This window comes from Spirosoma fluviale, assembly GCF_900230225.1.
GTDB classification, from domain to species: domain Bacteria; phylum Bacteroidota; class Bacteroidia; order Cytophagales; family Spirosomataceae; genus Spirosoma; species Spirosoma fluviale.
Window position 1 is genome coordinate 2356661 of sequence record NZ_OCNH01000001.1, and the last position, 19536, is coordinate 2376196.

Annotated in this window: 16 protein-coding genes; 4 read left to right on the top strand and 12 right to left on the bottom strand. The window is 51.8% G+C overall.

The features are described 5' to 3' along the window. Positions 1–43: 43 nt before the first annotated feature. The 6 genes from CRO74_RS09770 to CRO74_RS09795 all read right to left on the bottom strand — a co-directional run bounded on the left by CRO74_RS09770 (position 44) and on the right by CRO74_RS09795 (position 5351). Entirely contained in the window at positions 44–1021 is a 978-nt protein-coding gene (locus tag CRO74_RS09770) for an NADPH:quinone oxidoreductase family protein (RefSeq protein WP_097125759.1), read from the bottom strand. 37 nt (positions 1022–1058) lie between these two features. Beyond that, positions 1059–1748, bottom strand: coding sequence for a LytR/AlgR family response regulator transcription factor (locus CRO74_RS09775; protein WP_097125760.1), 690 nt, complete (start codon positions 1746–1748; stop codon positions 1059–1061). A gap of 78 nt (positions 1749–1826) precedes the next feature. Then, the gene (locus CRO74_RS09780) at positions 1827–3455 is read right to left on the bottom strand and encodes a sensor histidine kinase (protein ID WP_097125761.1); all 1629 of its coding nucleotides are present in this window, start codon (positions 3453–3455) and stop codon (positions 1827–1829) included. Between the two features lie 88 nt (positions 3456–3543). After that, entirely contained in the window at positions 3544–4464 is a 921-nt protein-coding gene (locus CRO74_RS09785) for a winged helix-turn-helix domain-containing protein (RefSeq protein WP_179830173.1), read from the bottom strand. A 15-nt stretch (positions 4465–4479) separates the two neighbouring features. Next, positions 4480–4806, bottom strand: a complete 327-nt coding sequence (locus CRO74_RS09790; RefSeq protein WP_097125762.1) for a hypothetical protein — start codon at positions 4804–4806, stop codon at positions 4480–4482. Between the two features lie 134 nt (positions 4807–4940). Continuing rightward, positions 4941–5351, bottom strand: a complete 411-nt coding sequence (locus CRO74_RS09795) for a hypothetical protein (protein ID WP_097125763.1) — start codon at positions 5349–5351, stop codon at positions 4941–4943. A 160-nt stretch (positions 5352–5511) separates the two neighbouring features. Here CRO74_RS09795 and CRO74_RS09800 point away from each other — a divergent pair, with 160 nt between their 5' ends. After that, a complete protein-coding gene (locus CRO74_RS09800; RefSeq protein ID WP_097125764.1) occupies positions 5512–6030 on the top strand; it encodes a heme-degrading domain-containing protein in 519 nt (172 codons plus the stop codon). A 6-nt stretch (positions 6031–6036) separates the two neighbouring features. Here the strand turns inward: CRO74_RS09800 and CRO74_RS09805 are convergent, their stop codons facing one another. The 4 genes from CRO74_RS09805 to CRO74_RS09820 all read right to left on the bottom strand — a co-directional run bounded on the left by CRO74_RS09805 (position 6037) and on the right by CRO74_RS09820 (position 12998). After that, complete coding sequence (locus CRO74_RS09805; protein ID WP_097125765.1) at positions 6037–6957, bottom strand: pirin family protein; 921 nt, start codon at positions 6955–6957, stop codon at positions 6037–6039. 148 nt (positions 6958–7105) lie between these two features. Continuing rightward, on the bottom strand, positions 7106–10348 hold the full coding sequence (locus CRO74_RS09810; RefSeq protein ID WP_097125766.1) for an efflux RND transporter permease subunit: 3243 nt from the start codon (positions 10346–10348) through the stop codon (positions 7106–7108). Between the two features lie 124 nt (positions 10349–10472). Then, positions 10473–11591, bottom strand: coding sequence for an efflux RND transporter periplasmic adaptor subunit (locus CRO74_RS09815; RefSeq protein WP_097125767.1), 1119 nt, complete (start codon positions 11589–11591; stop codon positions 10473–10475). 66 nt (positions 11592–11657) lie between these two features. Continuing rightward, entirely contained in the window at positions 11658–12998 is a 1341-nt protein-coding gene (locus CRO74_RS09820; RefSeq protein WP_097125768.1) for a TolC family protein, read from the bottom strand. A 388-nt stretch (positions 12999–13386) separates the two neighbouring features. Between CRO74_RS09820 and CRO74_RS09825 the strand changes: the two genes are divergently transcribed. Together CRO74_RS09825 and CRO74_RS09830 are read left to right on the top strand one after the other, a co-directional pair. Next, positions 13387–15099 (top strand): glutamine--tRNA ligase/YqeY domain fusion protein, encoded by a 1713-nt coding sequence (locus CRO74_RS09825; RefSeq protein ID WP_097125769.1) that lies wholly within the window; start codon positions 13387–13389, stop codon positions 15097–15099. A 103-nt stretch (positions 15100–15202) separates the two neighbouring features. After that, positions 15203–15424, top strand: coding sequence for a hypothetical protein (locus CRO74_RS09830; protein ID WP_097125770.1), 222 nt, complete (start codon positions 15203–15205; stop codon positions 15422–15424). A gap of 45 nt (positions 15425–15469) precedes the next feature. Here CRO74_RS09830 and CRO74_RS09835 read toward each other — a convergent pair whose 3' ends face one another. Together CRO74_RS09835 and CRO74_RS09840 are read right to left on the bottom strand one after the other, a co-directional pair. Continuing rightward, entirely contained in the window at positions 15470–15970 is a 501-nt protein-coding gene (locus tag CRO74_RS09835; RefSeq protein ID WP_179830155.1) for a YybH family protein, read from the bottom strand. Between the two features lie 9 nt (positions 15971–15979). After that, positions 15980–17722, bottom strand: coding sequence for a M14 family metallopeptidase (locus CRO74_RS09840; protein WP_097125772.1), 1743 nt, complete (start codon positions 17720–17722; stop codon positions 15980–15982). 171 nt (positions 17723–17893) lie between these two features. On the opposite strand from CRO74_RS09840, the gene CRO74_RS09845 reads away from it, so the two are divergent. Continuing rightward, on the top strand, positions 17894–19486 hold the full coding sequence (locus CRO74_RS09845; protein ID WP_097125773.1) for a serine hydrolase domain-containing protein: 1593 nt from the start codon (positions 17894–17896) through the stop codon (positions 19484–19486). The last annotated feature ends 50 nt before the right edge of the window (positions 19487–19536 follow it).

Sequence of the window (19536 nt, forward strand, 5' to 3'; positions counted from 1 at the left end):
AAGGAGGGGGCGGTCCGACGCTTCGGTTGGGGGTGGTCGGTTGTCACGAAATTTCAACTACCGCCTTCCCAATTACCCTTCGTTCCATCATATCGGTAAGCGCCTGAGAGGCTTCGGACAAGGGATAGGTCTTTGAAATATGCGGGGCAATTTTACCCTGCATGGCCCAGGTAGCGATTTCCTGCATGTTTTTCATGCTTAAAGCCGCTTCTTTCTGGACGAACATTCCCCAGAAAACGCCGACGAGGGAACACCCTTTGAGCAAGGCCAGATTCAGCGGAATTCGGGGAATTTCGCCACCGGCAAAGCCGACAACCAGATAGCGTCCTTTCCACGCCATCGACCGGATGGCAGGTTCGGCCCATTTATCACCGACGGGGTCATACACCACATCGACGCCCTTCCCTTGCGTCATCTCTTTAATACGCTCCCGTACGTCTTCTGTCGTGTAGTTGATTAAATGCGTAGCGCCTTTTTCCCGGCAAACGGCTAATTTTTCATCCGTCGATGCGGCTGCAATGACGGTGGCTCCCATCAATTTACCCAGCTCGACGGCGGCTAGTCCAACTCCACCGGCCGCCCCTAAAACCAGCAGCGTTTCGCCCGGCTGAAGCTGCCCGCGATCTTTCAGCGCGTGGTAAGATGTTCCGTACGCATACATTGTGGATGCACCCGTTATGAAGTCCATTCCTTCGGGAAGGGGCAGGGTGGCGCGGGCGTCCGAAATCCGTTCTTCGGCCAGTCCGCCGTGTGAGCCGAAGGTGAACACATGGTCGCCGGGTTTGACGTGGGTTACGCCCTCCCCCACCGCCTTCACAATACCCGACGATTCGCTCCCCGGCGAAAACGGCAGCGGGGGTTTAAACTGGTACATATTCCGGATAGTAAGCGTATCCGGAAAGTTGAGGCTACAGGCTTTCACCTGCGTGAGCACCTCGCCCGGACCCGGCACGAGCGAGGGAATGTCTTCAAGGGTTAGGGTATCGGGTAAGCCGAAGCTGCGGCAGAGAATAGCTTTCATGCCGTAAATAAAGCAGTATTTGCGATATGAACTGACGTTATTTTAATCTGGCCCGGATGTCGGTTATGGCCTCTTCATACGAGGCCCCGGTGGGGATTACCTGACCAGCTATCGTAATTTCCTGCCGGGCTATTTTCTCAATTTTATTCAGCGCAACACAGTAAGAGCGATGTACTCGTGCAAACTGGTTAGCGGGTAGATGGGCCAGTAACTCGGTCATGGTCTGACGACTTAGCACTTTCCGGTTTTTCAACACGAATATCAGGTAATTGCCTTCAGCTTCGATGTACAAAATATCGTTGAGCACTACTTTTTCTTCTTCGTAGCCCGTTTTCACGAAGATATACTCCTGCCCTTTATCCGACCGGAGTGTATGCATGTCGAGGGCTTTGGTACAGGCTTTCAGGAAGCGGACCAACGAAAATGGTTTCAGCAGGTAATCGACAGCATCGAGTTCGAAGCCTTGAACGGCAAAGTCAGAATAAGCGGTTGTAAAAATAACCATCGGGACTTTAGGCAGACACTTTACGACATCTACGCCCGAAATATCCGGCATCTTTATATCCAGGAACAACAGGTCGACCCGGTTTGACTGCAACCAGGCGATGGCCTCGAACGCGTCGGTGAAACAGGCTTTCAGCTCCAGAAAAGCCACTTTAGCGGCATGAAGCTTTATGACTTCAAGCGCTTGTGGTTCGTCGTCGATGGCGATAGCAGTTAAGGTCATGTGTTAGGGGTTGATGATTGATAAAGGTAGTTTATAAGTAGCACCGACCGGGACGGTTGCCGGACTGGCGATGCAGTACTACACGTACACCAGCGTCAACGACACAAAATAATCCTGTTCCGACTGCTGAATAGTAAGCTGATATTTTCCCGAATAAATCAACTCCAGTCGCTTTCGAACGTTATCCAGCCCCACACCCGACTGTGCTTCTTCGGGGTCATTAGAAGCTTTAGGATACCGGGAATTGTGTACTTTAAAATACAATCGGGTATCGTCCAGCGTCAGCGTAATGTAAATCCAGGACGGGTGCCGAAGACTGATGCCGTGTTTGAACGCATTTTCGACAAAAGGCGTCAGCATCATTGGTGCGATGTAGATAGCGCGGTTCGGTTCCTGAATATTGACCCGAATTTCGATGCCCTGCGTCTCGTCAATGCGTAAGCGCTGGATCTGAATGTAGTTGCGCAGGTATTCGATTTCTTTATCAAGGGGAATGCGGTCGTGGTTATTTTCCTGCAACATGAACCGCATCATATCGCCCAGTTTCTGAATCCCATCGGCTGTTTTCTCACTATTCTCTTTCAAAGCCGTCGCGTATAAACTATTGAGGGCGTTGAACAGAAAGTGCGGATTGATTTGCGCCCGTAGACTGGCCAGTTCTGCCGATGTGGCGGATACCTGCGTCTGGAGCTCTGTTTTCTCTTTTTGAAACGACTGTCGAATAAACGCAACGGAAACAGAGACCGTTAACGCCACGCACATCAGCAGAAACGGAGTACGATTGGTATAATGAAATCCAGTACAGCCCCCCCACAGGAGTAAGCTGGTTATGATAACCATCACAAGAAACGTTGCTATTCTACTGGCCAGTACTACTTCCGATGTCAGGGAAGTTTTCAGAAATGGCATGATAAAGAGCATGTACGTCGCGATACGTCCTGCTCGCAGTACATCAATTGCAGAGGAAGTTTTTGTTAGAGGTAGAACAAAAGCGTAAAAATATCCCTGAAGAAACCAAACCTGCACACCTATCCCCATAACCAGCAACGCATTTCGCCAGTCCCCCTTAAACAACGTTGGTGGCAGGTGGCCAAACAGCGCGACTATAAAGACGAATACAGTAATACCCCCTACTAGTAGTAGACTTACAATCCGGAAGTACGCTTCGGACTCCTGCCTGATTCGAGCCGACAGGTACCTGTAACACTGAAACCAGAATTCATACGTACAAATCAGAATCCCAAAGCCAATGGTATCGGCCAGCACCGTCCGCTTTCGATACAGCGAAAACACATGTAAGCTAATTACACTACCCGATTCGTCCATTCTGAATCGAACGTATAGCTTCAGGTAATGATAGATGAAAACACTTACGAGAATCAGCAGGAACGACAGCCCTATAGACAACCAGCCTTTTTTATCGTCCAAAAGGTCGTTGATGAGTGGAAAAGCCAGCGAATGAAAGACGTACCAGGCCCCCAGTATCAGGCAGGCACTGGCAATAAGCGGGAGATTATTATTGAGCGTATGGTCGTACCGGGCAAGATTTCGCCAGACGGAAGCCGAACTAATGCCGTTCCTCTGGACTGATTCCACCATGTCGTTCAGGTAGTTGATCTCCTCGATCAAGCGTCTGGAAACGTAAATAAGAATTGTGGTTAGTACGAAGATGAGTTCGTAACGTTGGAAACGTTGTAAATCCCGCATTGACTGAATTAATTACTCACCAAAAGTAGGCGGGGCTACCGGGTGTATGTTAAAAATGGGGTGAACGTCTCAAAAAATGGGATGAACATTACTGTCTTGTCTCCTGCACCTCCAGCCGATACCCGACCCCATGAACAGCCGCAATCGTCACAGTCGGATCAGGTTGCAGGAGTTTCCGTAAGCGGGAAATGAACACGTCGACGCTCCGGCCCACCGTGATACCCTCGTCCTCCCAAACCAGTTTTAAAATCTGGTCGCGTTCGAGTACCTGATTGGGATGGCTCACCAATAGCCGCAATAGCTTGGCTTCTCGGTAAGTGAGCTTGTGGTGTTGCATACCAATATAAACTGTCAGGTTATTGAAATCGAGCACGGAGCCCCCAAAATAAAGCAGAGATGGGTCTGGGGCCACCGGTGGAATTTCCGAAAACTCCCCGTTAGTGCGCTTGTTTCGGCTCCAGCCAATAATTAATAAACCGACCAATAATCCCGTCAGGCTCATGATGGGCCAGATTGGCATTTGCTGATCAGCCGGAGCCGAAACATCGAACGTAACCTGCAACACGTAACAACCCGCACTCATGGATCGACCCAGACAGGGAATGGAATTGCCACCCAACAGGTCGTTGAATGAATACCCTACCTGCAATTGTCCACGAGCACAGTCCAAAACGGCAACGTCGTACGGCTGCTTCACCTTATGAAGCCGAAAAGACGTCTGAAGAATGCCGGGAAGTTGATCATAATCGAAATTACGACCCAACTGAATGCGAAACCGTTGTGGATTAATTTGCTGTACAGTTGGGATTCGGGATGTGGAATCGCCAGCCGCCCGCAGCAAATGATGCGCCGTCCGACGGAGAGCCAGATTTACCTTTTCGGGGGCGTAGGGACTATCCGATTGCGCACTTTTCCCAACAAATCGAATAAACAGCAGCCCCGTCATCAGTAAAAAACCACTGACGATCAGCACACGCAAACCCGTAAATAAGCCCCCTTGTTTTCGCATCACAGCCAGCTGTTTCTAACATTTATTCCAGGTAAACAAATTAATTATCCCGAGCTTAAAAACTCGTTTGCCCGGTTTATGAGTCTCACCAGCGGTATAAACCGGCTCGACAACCAGTTCATCGCCCAGTTGAACTAACGGCCAGATTTCGTCAAGTTGAATCGAATAAATACCTTCCTCCTTCTTACCAGACCACTGCTGCACGGCCTTTCCCGACCGACGCAGCGTTACCTGAAAGAGCATCGGCTTGTGTTTCGGCGACCTTGGATCACCGGAGACAAACGCTAAAACACCCCGGCTATACATTGGTAAGGCATCGTAGTTTATAGGATGGCCGTCCATTGTTACGGCGTTGTTATACACAATTGATCTATCTTCGGTATTCCCCGAAAGAGCGACAAAAAGCAAAAGGCAACCTAGAACAAAGGGTCGATAAAACATACGTATCATTAAGTAAAGGTCTGAAATTTAATAACTTACTGTACCAGAATCTCATTATGGGGCAACGAATACCGCTTATCTGTTGTCAACAGCAAAATCTGGTCCCCTTTTTTACATTGGCTCAATACGTTCTGCACCGGAATTTGCCGGAAGCTCTTTTCCGAAAACAGATGTACCGTTTTGGTTTCTTTATCACGGATGGCCAATTTAAAATCAATTTTGTTCAGCGCTTTCGTTTTTGCTGGCGTAAGTGCAACGGTAGAAACGGATAGATTCCCTTTGGTAGTGGCCGACAGCCGACACGTCCCGGTTGGGGTATAGCGATCAACGATCAGTTTGCTGCCTACGAAAGCGGCTGAGCAATTGGAAAATTTCTCCTGCGCCAGGCTCATCGTTGAGAAACAGCAGCCAACGCAAAACAGTACACATTGCATTACCTTCTTCATGATAGTTGCTTGTTAAGTGATGTAACAAATGTACTGGCCAATGAACCTGCCATTCGTCAAACGGCTGTAAAACAATGTAAAGGAAATGTAAAAGTCTCGTGCTGGTGCGGTATAGTAGTAACGTGACTGGTCAATTCTCCCTTTTACGTATGTTTGCCCCATGAACTCATACATTGACACCGACCTGGCGCTGCTGGCGCTTCAGGAAGAGCAACTCCAATTCGACACCTTCAATGCCGATACGGCCTGGCAGTTGGGTATGCGGCTGAAAGAAGCCGTCGAAGCCCGTGGTAAGGCTGTAGCCATCGACATTCAACTCTTTGGCCATCCATTGTTTTTTTACGCCATGCCCGGCACCACACCCGACAACATCGACTGGATTCGGCGGAAACGGAACGTTGTCGAACGCTTTCATCGCAGTTCATACGCTGTACGGCTTGCGTTAAAGAAAAAACAAACCACCCTCACCGACCAGGCGGGACTTCCCCTGCGCGACAATGCGGCTGCGGGCGGTGGTTTTCCGATCCGGCTTCGGGGGTCGGCCTGCATTGGTACCATCACTATCTCGGGCGTGCCGATGCGCGAAGATCACGGTATCCTAGTCGAAGTACTGGCGGCCTGGCTCAATCACCCGTTAGCTGAACTGGCATTGCCTCCTACCGACAATATGGATGATTGATTGCGGTTAGGACAGCGCCTGCGGTTGCGGATTGGAACTCGCCGGGCGGGACTTATCGTCGGGCGGCAGGGGCACAAACTCGGCGTTGTCGTTGGGTGGCAGCGGGATACGGCCCGCCTGCCAGTCGGCTTTGGCTTGCTCGATACGCTCCCGACTCGATGAAACGAAGTTCCACCAGATATAGCGTTCACCCAGTGGCTCGCCACCCAACAGCATAAGCGTGCTGGGTTCTTTGGCGATCACAATGGGATCGACGCCTTTGCTGAACACCAGCAACTGACCCACGCCATACGTATGCCCGTTGACCTCAACGCTCCCTTTGGCAATGTAAGCCCCACGTTCAGAAAAGCCGGTTGGGGGACCGAAACGAGCGCCGGGTTGTAAGACTACGTGCGCATAAAAAAGCGGTGAATCGGTCGCCACTCCGTTTTTGAGCCCATAGGTATCCCCGGCAATCAACCGCATCCAGACGCCCGTTTCCGTAAAAATGGGCAGCGCGTCGGGTTGGTAATTGGTAAAGGTGGGCGCTTTGTCTTCGGCGGCTTCGGGCAGAGCTACCCAGGTTTGCACCATTTCGAAGGCCGTTGCCGCCAGCAGAGCCGGGTCTTCGAACCGCTCGGAATGGGCGATACCCCGCCCGGCCGTCATCCAGTTTACTTCGCCAGGGCGTATGATCTGCTGTACGCCCAGGCTATCGCGATGGGTCACCTGCCCGTCGAAGAGGTAACTTACTGTGGATAAGCCGATGTGCGGGTGCGGCAACACGTCCATTTTCACCAGTTCGGCGGGTGTTTTACTGACCGGCCCGGCATGGTCCATGAAAATAAATGGCCCGAGCATTCGTCGCAGTCGATACGGCAGAATACGTTTTACATCAAAACCATTGCCAATAGACGCGGATCGGGCCGTGATAACCTGGTCTAACATGATAGGCTTCTTTAGAGAACTGTTTGTTTCCAGATAAATGTAAATAATCGTTCTGAAAAATCCAGTCTGGCATCAAGTCCAGACCTGTTAACCAAAGAGGCCATCCCCGATAGGAATGGCCTTTTTGTTTGGCAAAAGCGTGAACTATTTAGTGACGAACCTTATCGCCGGAATGACCATTTGACAATACAGGTTGCGGTGTCAATTCAGTTGTTTCATGTTGATTTTCATCTTTTTTGGCTTGTTCACCCTTCTCTTTCAGGGCTGCCAGTCCTTTTTTACCGTATGCCAGCCGGGTAATGGCGACGTACAGTACCGGTACCACGAAAATAGCTAACGAGGTAGCCGCCAGCATACCGCCTAATACCGTCCGCCCGATGGTAGCACGGGCAACGCCACCCGCTCCACTGGCCAATGCCAGCGGGAACACACCAAGAATGAACGCCAGCGACGTCATCAGAATTGGACGAAGACGCAGCTTAACCGCTTCGATGGTCGATTCAAGCAAGTCTTCGCCTTTATCGACGCGTTCCTTGGCAAATTCCACAATCAGGATAGCATTCTTGGCTGCCAGACCAATGAGTGTGATCAGACCAATCTGGGCATAGACGTTGTTTGTCAGGTACGGGAATATAATCAGGGCAACAATGGCACCTAGCGCTCCAATCGGAACGGAGAGAAGTACCGAGAACGGCACCGACCAGCTTTCGTACAGGGCAGCCAGAAAGAGGAAAACGAACCCAATCGACAGCATAAATATATAAATCGAGCTGCTGCCCGCGTTGATTTCCTCGCGGCTTAGTCCACCAAAATCATACGCATAACCGGCAGGCAGCACTTTGGCCGCCACTTCGCGCAGAGCATCGTTGGCCTGACTGGTGCTGTACCCCGGTTTGGCACCACCGTTCACTTCGACAGAACGAAACAGGTTGAAGTGCGAGATCAACGGCGCATTTTCGATCACACTGGTTTTGATTACGGTGCTAATTGGCACCAGTTGCCCCCCACTATTCCGGACGTAATAATTATTCAACGCCTTTATATCGGCCCGGTACATGGTGTCTGCTTGGGCCACCACCCGGAATTTCCGACCGTAAATGATAAAGTCGTTGACGTACTGACTACCCAGCAACGTTTGCATTGTCGTGTAGACTGAACTGACAGGTATACCCAGTTTCTTACACTTGTCCCGGTCAACGTCGACCCGATAGGCGGGCGATTTAGCCGTGAAGTAGGTGAAAGCACGGGATATTTCGGGACGTTTGTTGGCCTCCGCCAGGAAGTTCTGTACCACGTTATCGAATGCCCGAACATCGTCATTGGACTCCCGTTGCTGGATCTCGAAGGTAAATCCGGACGACTGACCCAAGCCCGGAATAGCGGGTGGCTGCAGCACCTGCGGGCGGGCGTCGTTCAACACTGACAATTCCTTTTGCAGTTTAACCACCAGCGAATCGGCCTGCATATTCCGCTCTTTGCGTTCGTCCCAGGGTTTCAACTGCATAAATACGGTACCACTATTCGATTTGGAAGCAAACGTAATGGCGTTCAGACCACCCAAAGCTGCAAAGTGATTGACGTAAGGCTGCTTTTTCAGAATCGTCATGATTCGGTTCAGCACCTCAAGGCTACGGGTGGTCGAAGCGGCTTCGGGAATTTCATAAGTCACGATCAACCGCCCTTCATCTTCCGTTGGGATAAAGCCCGTTGGCTTCGCCCGGAACAACAAGCCGGTTCCAATATATACCACCACCAGCCCGACAATGACCAGCGGAGTGGCTTTGATAAGCCGTTGAACCCCGTTCGAGTAAGCGTTCGTCACCCGCTCGAACCATTGGTTGAACTTGTAAAAGAACTTGTTCAGTCCTTTAGCGTTTTCGTCGATGTGCATCGGCTTCAGCAACAACGTACACAAAGCCGGTGTCAGCGACAGGGCTACAAAAGCCGAAATCAATACTGAAACGGCGATGGTAATGGCAAACTGCTGATACAATCGCCCAACGATGCCGGGGATGAAACCCACCGGTACAAACACGGCCGCCAGAATCAGCGCAATGGCAATTACCGGCGCTGAAATCTCTCGCATGGCCTCTCGGGTGGCCTCTTTGGGCGACATGCCTTTGTCGATGTTCACCTGTACGGCCTCCACCACCACAATGGCATCATCGACTACAATACCAATGGCCAGTACGAACGCGAAAAGTGTGAGTGTATTGATTGTAAAACCAAGGGGTACGAACAAGGCAAACGTACCGACAATGGACACCGGAATGGCCAGCAATGTAATCAGGGTAGCCCGCCAGCTTTGCAGGAACAGGAACACGACCAGAATAACCAGTACCAGCGCTTCGGCCAATGTCTCGACCACTTCGCCAATTGACACCTGAATCACAGAAACCGATTCAAACGGCACTACGTATTCGATGTCTTTGGGAAACGTCTCTTTCAGTTTGTCCATGGCCGCATAAACGCCCTTGGCCGTTTCGAGCGCATTACTGCCCGGCAACTGATAAACCAGCAGATAAGACGCGCGCTTGCCATCGACGAACGAATTGCTGGCGTAGGAGAATTTACCCAGCTGCACCCGGGCAACATCGTTCAGATACACCAGTGACCCTTTTGACGGATCACTTCGCACAATTATCTTCCGGAAATCTTCTTCTTTACTGAGTCGGCTGTTGGTAAAGACCGAGTACTCAAATGCCTGGGACGCGGGCTGAGGAGACGCCCCCACCGAACCACCCGCTACCTGTAAATTCTGCTCCTGCAGGGCTGCTACAACCTCATCCGGAGTCAGGTTCAGTTGCGCCAGCCGGTCGGGCTTGAGCCAGATCCGCATACTAAAATCGTCGGCCCGGCTGAAAATATCGCCCACACCCGGCACCCGTAACAAGGCATCCCGGATATAAATATTGGTGTAGTTGTCCAGGAAAGAAACGTTATGCGTACCCTTCGGCGAATACATCGCCACCAGCATAAAAAGCGATGGATTCCGTTTCCGAACGACTACCCCAAGGCGGGTCACTTCCTGCGGTAACTGCGGCTGTGCGATACCCACCCGGTTTTGTACGTCGAGGGCGGCAATGTTTACGTCTGTGCCTACTTTAAAGGTCACGTTCATGCTCATGCGGCCGTCGTTGGTGGCGTTGGTCTGCACGTAATCCATGCCCGGCGTACCGTTCACCTGGGTTTCGATGGGCGTCGCTACCGTTTGCTCCACCGTTTGGGCATCCGCACCGGTATAGGTACCCGTCACCTGCACGACGGGGGGCGTAATATCCGGATACTGGCTGACCGGCAGGCTTAGCAAGGCCAGCACGCCCAGCAACACAATGACGATGGACGCTACGATAGCCGTAACAGGTCGGTTGATGAATATTTCTGCGAACATGTGTTTTTTTTAAGGAGTGAGGAGTTAGGAGCGAGGAACGTACCTACGGGTTTTAACCCGTAGATCATGATATTGCTATTTACGGGTTAAAACCCGTAGGTACGTTCCTCACTCCTCGCTCCTATTACTTACCATTACTAACCCTCACCTTTGCGCCTTCACGAATCTTTTGCGTTCCTTCTGTCACCACCGTCTCACCTTCTTTAAGGCCTTCTTTAACGATGACCTTGTCGTTGATGCGCGCCCCTAACGTCACTTTCTTCTGCGTCACTTTGCTGCTGTCGCCCACCACGAAGACAAAGTATTCGCTCATTTGCTCGGTTACCGATTGGTAGGGAATCATGATCTCGGGTTGTCCCGTGCTGTTTTTCACGCGAACATTGGCGTTCAGGCCAACCTTTAGTTGTTTATCCGGGTTTGGAAACGCCACCCGAACACGCAGGGTACCCGTTTGCGGATCGACAGCCCGGTCAACGATCTGAACCGTACCGGGATATTTATAGGTACTGCCATCCGGCATCACCAGCACAAGCGTCGAATCACGACCAGCCATCTTTTGACTCTGTAGCTTCAGGAAACGCGGAATTTCCGTTGCATCGACCTGCAAATCGGCCGCTATCGGATTATCCGATGAGATGATGTTAAGCGGTGCCGAACCCGGTGCTACAGCCGCGCCAAGCCGTACCTGCGAGATGCCGATGGTGCCGTTGAGCGGTGCGTATATAGTCGTGTATTTCAGATTGGTACCCACCTGACGAATCGTTGCCTGGGCGGCTTCCACCTGCATCCGGGTAGCCTCCAGCGAGGCATTGGCATTATCGACCAGTTGTTTGGCAACGGCGTCCTGCTGCGCCAGCGTGTTGTACCGGTCGGCGTCTTTCTGCGCCCGGTTGAGGTTTGCCTTTTGCACATTCAGATTCGCCACGGCCTGATCGTACCCCGCCCGGTATTGCTGCGGATCAATGGTGTAGAGTTTCTGGCCCTTCCGAACCTGCTGCCCATCCTGAAAGAAAATACCTGTGATATTGCCCGCTACCTGCGGCTGTATTTCAACCTCAACCAGCGCCGTGATCGTAGCCGGAAACTGATCGTAGTACGTTGCGTTACCTTTCTCTACTTTCACCGCCGAAACGGCCGTAGGTGGTGGCGGAGCCTGTTGCTGTTCCTCTTTTTTACCCCCGCAGGCTGCAAGCGAAATGGTTAGTACAGTACCAGCAATGGCCAGATTTATAGACTGTTTCATAATTCCAGAGACTCGTTGGTCGTGCTACGGCACCGGCTGGCATCGTCAGTACGACTGAACAAAAAATTAAATTTGAATGGCGCCCAACGCACGTTGAACATCCAGCTTGCTGATAAGTACGGCATATAAGGCATTGAACACATTCAGCCGGGCCGTTCGCAGGTCGGCTTCGGCAATGGTAACGTCCAGGTACGTTTTTATACCCGAACGATACTGAAGGTTGATAATTCGGTACACATCTTCGGCCAGTAACTGATTCTCGCGCAGGGCCAGATAATTGGCCAGGTTACCCTTGTAGTTGGCCAGTGCCTGCGCATATTCAGCATCGACAGCACTGGTCAAAGCCGCCAGGTCCCAGTTGAGCCGCTGCACCTGTAACTCGGCGATCTTCGTCTGCTGTATCCGTCGACCTCCCTGAAAAATGGGCAACGCAACGGACAGGCCGATCAGTGAGTTAGGAAATGTCTGATTATATAACTGGCCAAAGAAGTTATTCTGAAACAGCAGGTTATAGTTTGCATTGGCGCTTACTGTGGGTAGATACGCCCATCGGTTGTACCGCACATTGGCTTCCAGTAACCGACCTTGCGATTGCAGCAGTTGGTATTCGATGCGCGTCTGTGGATTTGCCAGCAGGGTCGTATCCATGATGACCTCGTTCGCCAGCTGAAGCGTATCGTACGTTAAATTCAGGTTCATATTGGGCGGATAGCCCATGAACTGTTTAAGCGTTTGCACTTTAGCGCCGACCAGATCGCGGTATTGCTTTTGCTGGGCGCGGGAGTTATTCAGCGCAATACGCGCACGCTGGGGGTCTGTCTTATCGACAATGCCTCCCTGATACTGGTTGGTGGCATCCTGCAAACTGCGCTGGAGCCGAACGATATCTTCACTCAGAATTTCCACCTGACGCTGGGTCAGAATGACATCGTAAAACGCTTTACTAACGTTAATCACAACGTCGATCTTGTTACGAACCGTCGTTTGATTCGCCTGCGCCCGGTACGTATCCGCCGTACGACTGGCCAGCAGCAGGTCGCGACTGAAAATACTCTGCGTCAACGAAAACGAGGCCGTCGATGTGTTCTGAGCACCCAGCGCAACCGGTCGGCGTTCGCCGGTAGTGGCATCCGGAATAAGGGTGACGGGCAGTTTGAGGTAGTGCAGGATGTTGTACCCGGCCCCTATCTGCGGATACCAGGCTGATAACGAACTTTGAACCGTTCGCTCAGCAATTTCCTGATCAATGACGGATTGGCGAATAATGGGCTGATGCCCGAGGGCGTATTGAATACAATCGGGAAGGTAGGCCTGTCTGGCTAACGAATCGGTTGTTTTTTGCGCGAAAACCGCCCCCGAATGTGCGCTCATCAGCGCAATTAAGAGGATAAACCAACAATTCTTCATAAAACAACAAGTGGCATTGGTACACCGCAACAAGGGATAGTCAACAGTGTGTACTATCCAACAACTGTTTCTGCTTGCGCTTTTGTTCGCAATTCATAATAAATTAATTAAAGAACTTTGCTTACTTAAGTAATATTGTCAAGTATCACTCTTGGAAATTAACTAATTATATTCAACTGATTTTCAAACAGTTTGCCTTATTCAACCGATTGATCGGCCGAAAAATAGAATAATCAATTTTGGTCGGCTACGGCCTCTACTACCTCTACGTACAACCATCTGCCAGAAATTACCTATCCTCTTTGATTTCGGAACAACTCGTTATCATGTTTGTCAAACGCGCTCAAATACTGTAATTTCGGGCCTTTATCAGTAGCGATTTAGCCACATGTCCGACGTAACCAAAGACACTGACGAACCCAGCCATGCCGGGGGCTCATTGAATTTTATTGAACAAATTGTTGAAGACGATCTGGCCACCGGCAAAAACGGGGGCCGTATCCATACGCGTTTTCCTCCCGAGCCGAATGGCTATCTGCATGTTGGTCATGCCAAGTCAATTTGCCTGAACTTCGGGCTGGCCGATAAGTACGGCGGGCAAACGAACCTCCGTTTCGACGATACCAACCCCGTTACGGAAGATACCGAATACGTCGATTCAATTAAGAATGACGTCCGTTGGTTAGGGTTCGAATGGGAGAACGAGTTTTATGCCTCCGATTATTTCGACCAGATCTACCAATTCGCCGAAACGCTGATTCAGAAAGGCTTAGCCTACGTCGACGACTCTACGGCCGAAGAAATAGCCGCTCAGAAAGGGACACCTACCGAACCGGGTCGCCCCAGCCAGTACCGCGACCGCCCTGTAGACGAAAATCTTGATCTGTTCCGACGGATGAAAGCGGGCGAATATCCGGATGGGGCAAAAGTACTACGGGCCAAAGTCGATATGGCATCGCCGAACATGCAGTTGCGCGACCCGATCATCTACCGCATCAAACACGCGCATCACCACCGCACCGGCGATACCTGGTGCATCTACCCGATGTACGATTTCGCGCATGGACAGTCGGACGCTATCGAGCACATCACCCACTCACTTTGCACATTGGAGTTTGAGGTGCACCGGCCGCTGTATGAGTGGTTTATCGACAAACTGGAGATTTTCCCATCCCGCCAGATTGAATTTGCCCGGCTCAACCTGACCTATACGGTCATGAGCAAACGTAAACTCAAGCTGTTGGTGGAAGAAGGCCACGTAACCGGCTGGGACGATCCCCGGATGCCAACCATTGCGGGTATTCGTCGGCGCGGCTACACGCCCGCCAGCCTCCGCGAGTTTGCCGACCGCATAGGCATTGCCAAGCGTGATAACCTCATCGACGTGGGTTTGCTGGAGTTCTGCCTTCGCGAAGAGCTAAACAAGACGACGCATCGCGTAATGGCCGTTCTCGACGAAAAGCCGCTGAAGCTTGTCATCACCAATTATGAGGTGGGTCGGGAAGAGATCATGTCGATTGAAAACAATCCCGAAGATCCGTCGGCGGGTGAGCGTAATGTGCCGTTCAGCCGGGAGGTGTACATCGAACGGGATGATTTCCTGGAAAATCCGCCGAAGAAGTTCTTCAGGCTTTTTCCGGGCGGCATGGTGCGGCTCAAAGGTGCTTACATCATCAAGTGTGATGAAGTCGTAAAAGACAACGCGGGCGAGATCATCGAACTGCGCTGTTCGTATATTCCCGAAAGCCGGAGCGGTTCCGATACGTCAGGCATTAACGTAAAAGGTACAATTCACTGGGTTTCGGTGCCTCACGCGGTCGAAGCGGAAGTTCGGTTGTACGACCGGCTTTTCTCCGTCGAGAACCCGGCCGCCGACGAGCGTGATTTCAAGGATTTACTGAATCCAAATTCGCTGGAGGTAGTTCGTGCGTTTGTGGAACCTGCCCTGGTCGACGCGGCCCGGTCGGGTGCGCAGACCAATTTCCAGTTCATGCGCAAAGGCTACTTCATTCTGGATCAGGACTCTACCGCCGAGCGCCCCGTTTTCAACCGAACCGTCACGCTGAAAGACGCCTGGGCGAAGGAGCAGAAGAAAGGGTAACGTTTTAATGAACGACAACTTATCACAGGACAGTGAAAGAGTCTATTCGCAACTGCATTTTTCCTCGCAGAGCGAATAGATTCTTTCACTATTTTTATTGCTTATGTCTATCATCCGAAAATCCAGCAATATCAACGACATTCCGGCGTACGATAAGGAATACTGGTGGGCTAAAACGCCACAGGAACGGCTGGCTGCTGCGCTGAAACTCATTCGACGCGCCAAGACAATTTATTATTCGAATCCCGCAAACCCGCCCCTAGGCAATGGAGGACAAGTACTTAAATCTGATAAGCCTATTCAACGAAGAACCGGGTTGCCATAGCAAGCATTAAGTTCAGAGACCCACCCGGTCAAACCAATTCTATTTTCACTTCCCACAAGCCGCGCTCCCGGTACACGTCAAACTCACGAACAGCTCAGACCGGATTTTCCAGCCCTGCCCGGTTTTACGCCACATCGACAGATAGGTTCCCGTTATAAGTTGAATGCCGTCGGGGCGTTTGAATCGCCCGGTCCAGTGCCCGTGCTCGGCCGCCAGTGGATTGGACGTGCTGACCTGTATGCTATCCGGCATACGCACATACCCCAGAAAATCAGGGTCTTTGAACTGCACCGCCACCGAAGCCAGTACCGAATCCCGGCCCGATACGTGCGACCCGCTCCCCCGCGTGACGTCGATCTCCGGCATCATGGTTTCGCCGAAGCCGCTAATGTCACGGTGTTCGATGGCGAGGTTGGACTGTTTTCGCAAGGCCCGAATAAGCGTCGCGTCCGCTGATTCAGTCGTATTGGCACGAACCTTGTTTTGCGCGGCTAAGGAGTAGGGCACCAGCAGGAGGATTACCAGAAGGAAACGCAGTACGTACATGATGGTAAATTAATTAAGCCGGTAAACCGGGTAGCGATTGTGCGTTTTTTCGTAATAAGGCGTTCGCTGGTAAATGAAGTCCAGTTGGGCATTGGCGCTCTCGGCAAAGGCTTTATCCGTAGCTCGTTTTTCGTCCAGTTGTTTGCGCAATGACGGGTCGTTTTTTACCAGTTCGGCGGCTGTGTCTTCGAAGATGTAGTTCGAAAAATACTCTTTCTGATCGAGGGTGCTGTCGAAAAAATTCCAGGCAAAAAAGGAGTCGACACCCTGCGGCTCCAGCGTTTCGACGATGTACCGATTGGTGGGCTGATCGGTTTGAACCAGGTAATCGCCTTTGTAAAATTGAATGGGCTGCATTTCTGTCCGAACCTTCACACCCGAGTGAATAAAATGCCCTTCGTATGGTCGCTGGGGGCTTTTATAGTCCATAATGTAATAGGCCGAAACAGTCATCAGGGTATCTTTGGACAGGGTTTGCAGCTGGACGCCATTCCGTTTTAGTTCGCCGATAACCTCCTGCCACGCCTGCGGAATGACATAGCTGTGGGGCTTATCCACCTTCGTTTCGACCGAGAACGTGTTCCAGTACGGAACGCGCTTGGTAAACGGCTTTGACCGATCATAATAAAGTCGTTTCAGTCCCGATACATCGCTGGGTTTGTAGGCAGCGGCATAGCCCAGAAACGTTACCGAATCCGTTTTACTTCGGTCCAGCTTTGTATTCAACACAAATGATTTCTGGGTTCGAACGGCTTCATTAGCCTGCTTTTGATTCGCCAGGATGGTCTGGGCCTCACGCTCACACAAGCGGATGACGGCCTCGTCGAACACATACGATGCCTCGACCCGCGCCGGAAAGGGTTTCCACATGTGAGTTTCCAAGGTAAATCCGAAGCAGTTGAACAAGGCCGCGTACCCGGTCGAATAGCGGGGCGTATCGTTATACCCGACCAAACCGCTTTCGGGCGTATCCCCGGCATGATTCACGTACGGCGCGGGCGGAAACCCTTTGGCGATGAGCAACTTATCCAGCTCCGGCTGGAAGCGCGTCGTCATATAGCCCGAAACCGTCGGGTTCAGTTTGTCTTTCTGCGTGGCAAAATAGGTCAGCACGTGCTGGTAATCGGCACCGTCGCTGGTGTGATTGTCGACAAAAACCTGTGGCTTCAGGGACTGGAACATCGCCTGGAAGGCTTTTGTATTTTCGGCTTCGGCCTTGATAAAGTCGCGGTTGAGGTTCAGGTTACGGGCATTGCCACGAAACCCGTAGGACGCTGGCCCGTTCTGATTCACCCGCGACACACCCCGGTTCAGACTACCGCCCACGTTGTAAACGGGCACAATGGCGATGAGCACATTTTTGGGGAGTTTGTTCGCTTTCAGCAGGTTACGCACCAGCATCATGCAGGCATCAATTCCTTCCGGTTCGCCGGGGTGTATACCGTTATTAATCAATAGCGTAACGCGATCTGGACGGGACGTGAACTGTTTGTCAGCCGCCAGCAGAAACAGATGCAGGGGCTTCCCGATGTCGGTCTTGCCGATTTCGATCAATTTGGCCTGATCGTACTGCCGGTCCAGCTTCTGGTACCACTCAATGATCTGCGGATACGTGGCGGTCTGGGTGGTATCGCGCTCATATGGGGTGAGGTCCGGGGCTTTCGTCTGACCGAAAACAGGCAGAAACAGACACGGTAATATGCACAAGCTTAAAGCGGCAAGTCGGAAAATAAATGCGAAGCGTTTGGTCATAAATTGACTGAATGACACGGGCCATTCGTAAGTAATCCACGAATATAAGGTAGTCGGCTTATTTACCCCATCGGGAATAGTAATTCTACCAATCCATCCTCTTTTGCCCTTACTTCATTTGTTGTACCTACTGACGTACGTCACGTTTCCTATAATTTCCTGCGAAAACCTATGAACCTCAATCGACGCGATTTTCTCCGGCAACTTGGCTTCGGTGCGGCCGGGCTGGCCGTTGCCGCAACCCTACCCGAAACGGGCTGGGCATTACCCACCAAAACGGGCAAACTGGCCCGCAGCCTACCCGAAGCCCAAGGTGTTGCGCCGGGCGGCCTGCTGGATTTCGTCAACACCATCGAAACCAACAAGCTCAATGTACACAGCATGATGGTGCTGAAGCGCGGCCACGTCGTGGCCGAAGGGTGGTGGGCACCGTATGCACCCCAGCTGAAGCACACGCTGTATTCGCTCAGCAAGAGTTTCACATCGTCCGCCATTGGCATGGCCGTTGCCGAAAAACGGCTGACCGTTGAGGATAAAGTCGTTTCCTTCTTTCCGAAGGAGTTACCCGCCACGGTGAGCGAAAATCTGGCCGCCATGCGGGTGAAGGATCTGCTGACCATGTCCACGGGGCACGACAAGGATTCAACCCCTGCCCTGCGCGAAGGCGGCAATACCAACTGGATCAAAGCGTTTCTGGCCCAGCCCGTCGAACACAAACCGGGTACATTCTTCGTGTACAATAGCGGTGCTACGTACATGCTGTCGGCTATCGTGCAGAAACTCACGGGGCAACCCGTTGTCGAATATCTGAAACCGCGCCTGTTCGGACCGTTGGGTATCGAGGGCGAGGATTGGGAAGTTGATCCGAACGGCATCAACACCGGTGGCTGGGGCCTGCGACTGCGTACAGAAGATATTGCCAAATTCGGGCAGCTTTATTTGCAAAAAGGCGTCTGGAACGGCAAACGGCTCATTTCCGAAGCGTGGATTGCCGATGCGACGAGTAAGGAAGTTCAATCGAAAGGCGGTAAAGGGGATGCGAGTGTCAACGACTGGATACAGGGCTATGGCTATCAGTTCTGGCGGTGCCGCCACGACGCTTACCGGGGCGATGGGGCCTTCGGTCAGTACTGTATCGTACTGCCCAAAGAAGATGCTGTTATTGCGATAACGTCCGAAACGGGGGATATGCAGGGCATTCTCAATGCTGTCTGGGACCACATATTGCCAGCCCTTCAGGGTACAGGTCTGCCCGCCGAGAAAATCAAACAGGCAGCACTGACGCAAAGGCTTGGGGCATTGACCTTGCCCCCCGCTGCCTCTCAGGCAAGTTCATCGGTAGCCAGCCAGATCAGCGGAAAGACGTTTGTTGTTGCCGATAATGCCTCGCACGTAAAAAATGTCTCACTGACATTTGGCAAGGATGGCTGTATTTTCAAACTGAACGATGAGCAGGGCGACCATCAGGTGCTGTGCGGCATGGGTCGCTGGCGCGACGGGACGACCACGTTTTCGGTGGCCCCGCTTTCCCTGACACCAACGGTCGTGCCGGGTGGTAATGTCCGGAAAGTGGCCGGCAGTGGCGGCTGGCAGGACGATACGACTTTCGCTATGCTGTGGCGCTTCACGGAAACGGCCCATTATGATAAAGTTACCTGCCGGTTTGGTAAAGAGGGCGTTCAGGTTGAGTTTCAAAGCAGCCTGAGTATCCTGAACAAAACAAAAGACAAACGGCCGGTTCTGGACGGGAAAGTAGTGGCGTAATAAGGTATAAAAATGCGGATGGGACAAACACCATATCGTTGGAGATATGG

Bases quoted from the DNA above. Each gene is read 5' to 3' on its own strand.
- CRO74_RS09770 (WP_097125759.1), bottom strand. From the start codon at position 1,021: ATGAAAGCTATTCTCTGCCGCAGCTTCGGCTTACCCGATACCCTAACC.
- CRO74_RS09775 (WP_097125760.1), bottom strand. From the start codon at position 1,748: ATGACCTTAACTGCTATCGCCATCGACGACGAACCACAAGCGCTTGAA.
- CRO74_RS09780 (WP_097125761.1), bottom strand. From the start codon at position 3,455: ATGCGGGATTTACAACGTTTCCAACGTTACGAACTCATCTTCGTACTA.
- CRO74_RS09785 (WP_179830173.1), bottom strand. From the start codon at position 4,464: ATGCGAAAACAAGGGGGCTTATTTACGGGTTTGCGTGTGCTGATCGTC.
- CRO74_RS09790 (WP_097125762.1), bottom strand. From the start codon at position 4,806: ATGGACGGCCATCCTATAAACTACGATGCCTTACCAATGTATAGCCGG.
- CRO74_RS09795 (WP_097125763.1), bottom strand. From the start codon at position 5,351: ATGAAGAAGGTAATGCAATGTGTACTGTTTTGCGTTGGCTGCTGTTTC.
- CRO74_RS09800 (WP_097125764.1), top strand. From the start codon at position 5,512: ATGAACTCATACATTGACACCGACCTGGCGCTGCTGGCGCTTCAGGAA.
- CRO74_RS09805 (WP_097125765.1), bottom strand. From the start codon at position 6,957: ATGTTAGACCAGGTTATCACGGCCCGATCCGCGTCTATTGGCAATGGT.
- CRO74_RS09810 (WP_097125766.1), bottom strand. From the start codon at position 10,348: ATGTTCGCAGAAATATTCATCAACCGACCTGTTACGGCTATCGTAGCG.
- CRO74_RS09815 (WP_097125767.1), bottom strand. From the start codon at position 11,591: ATGAAACAGTCTATAAATCTGGCCATTGCTGGTACTGTACTAACCATT.
- CRO74_RS09820 (WP_097125768.1), bottom strand. From the start codon at position 12,998: ATGAAGAATTGTTGGTTTATCCTCTTAATTGCGCTGATGAGCGCACAT.
- CRO74_RS09825 (WP_097125769.1), top strand. From the start codon at position 13,387: ATGTCCGACGTAACCAAAGACACTGACGAACCCAGCCATGCCGGGGGC.
- CRO74_RS09830 (WP_097125770.1), top strand. From the start codon at position 15,203: ATGTCTATCATCCGAAAATCCAGCAATATCAACGACATTCCGGCGTAC.
- CRO74_RS09835 (WP_179830155.1), bottom strand. From the start codon at position 15,970: ATGTACGTACTGCGTTTCCTTCTGGTAATCCTCCTGCTGGTGCCCTAC.
- CRO74_RS09840 (WP_097125772.1), bottom strand. From the start codon at position 17,722: ATGACCAAACGCTTCGCATTTATTTTCCGACTTGCCGCTTTAAGCTTG.
- CRO74_RS09845 (WP_097125773.1), top strand. From the start codon at position 17,894: ATGAACCTCAATCGACGCGATTTTCTCCGGCAACTTGGCTTCGGTGCG.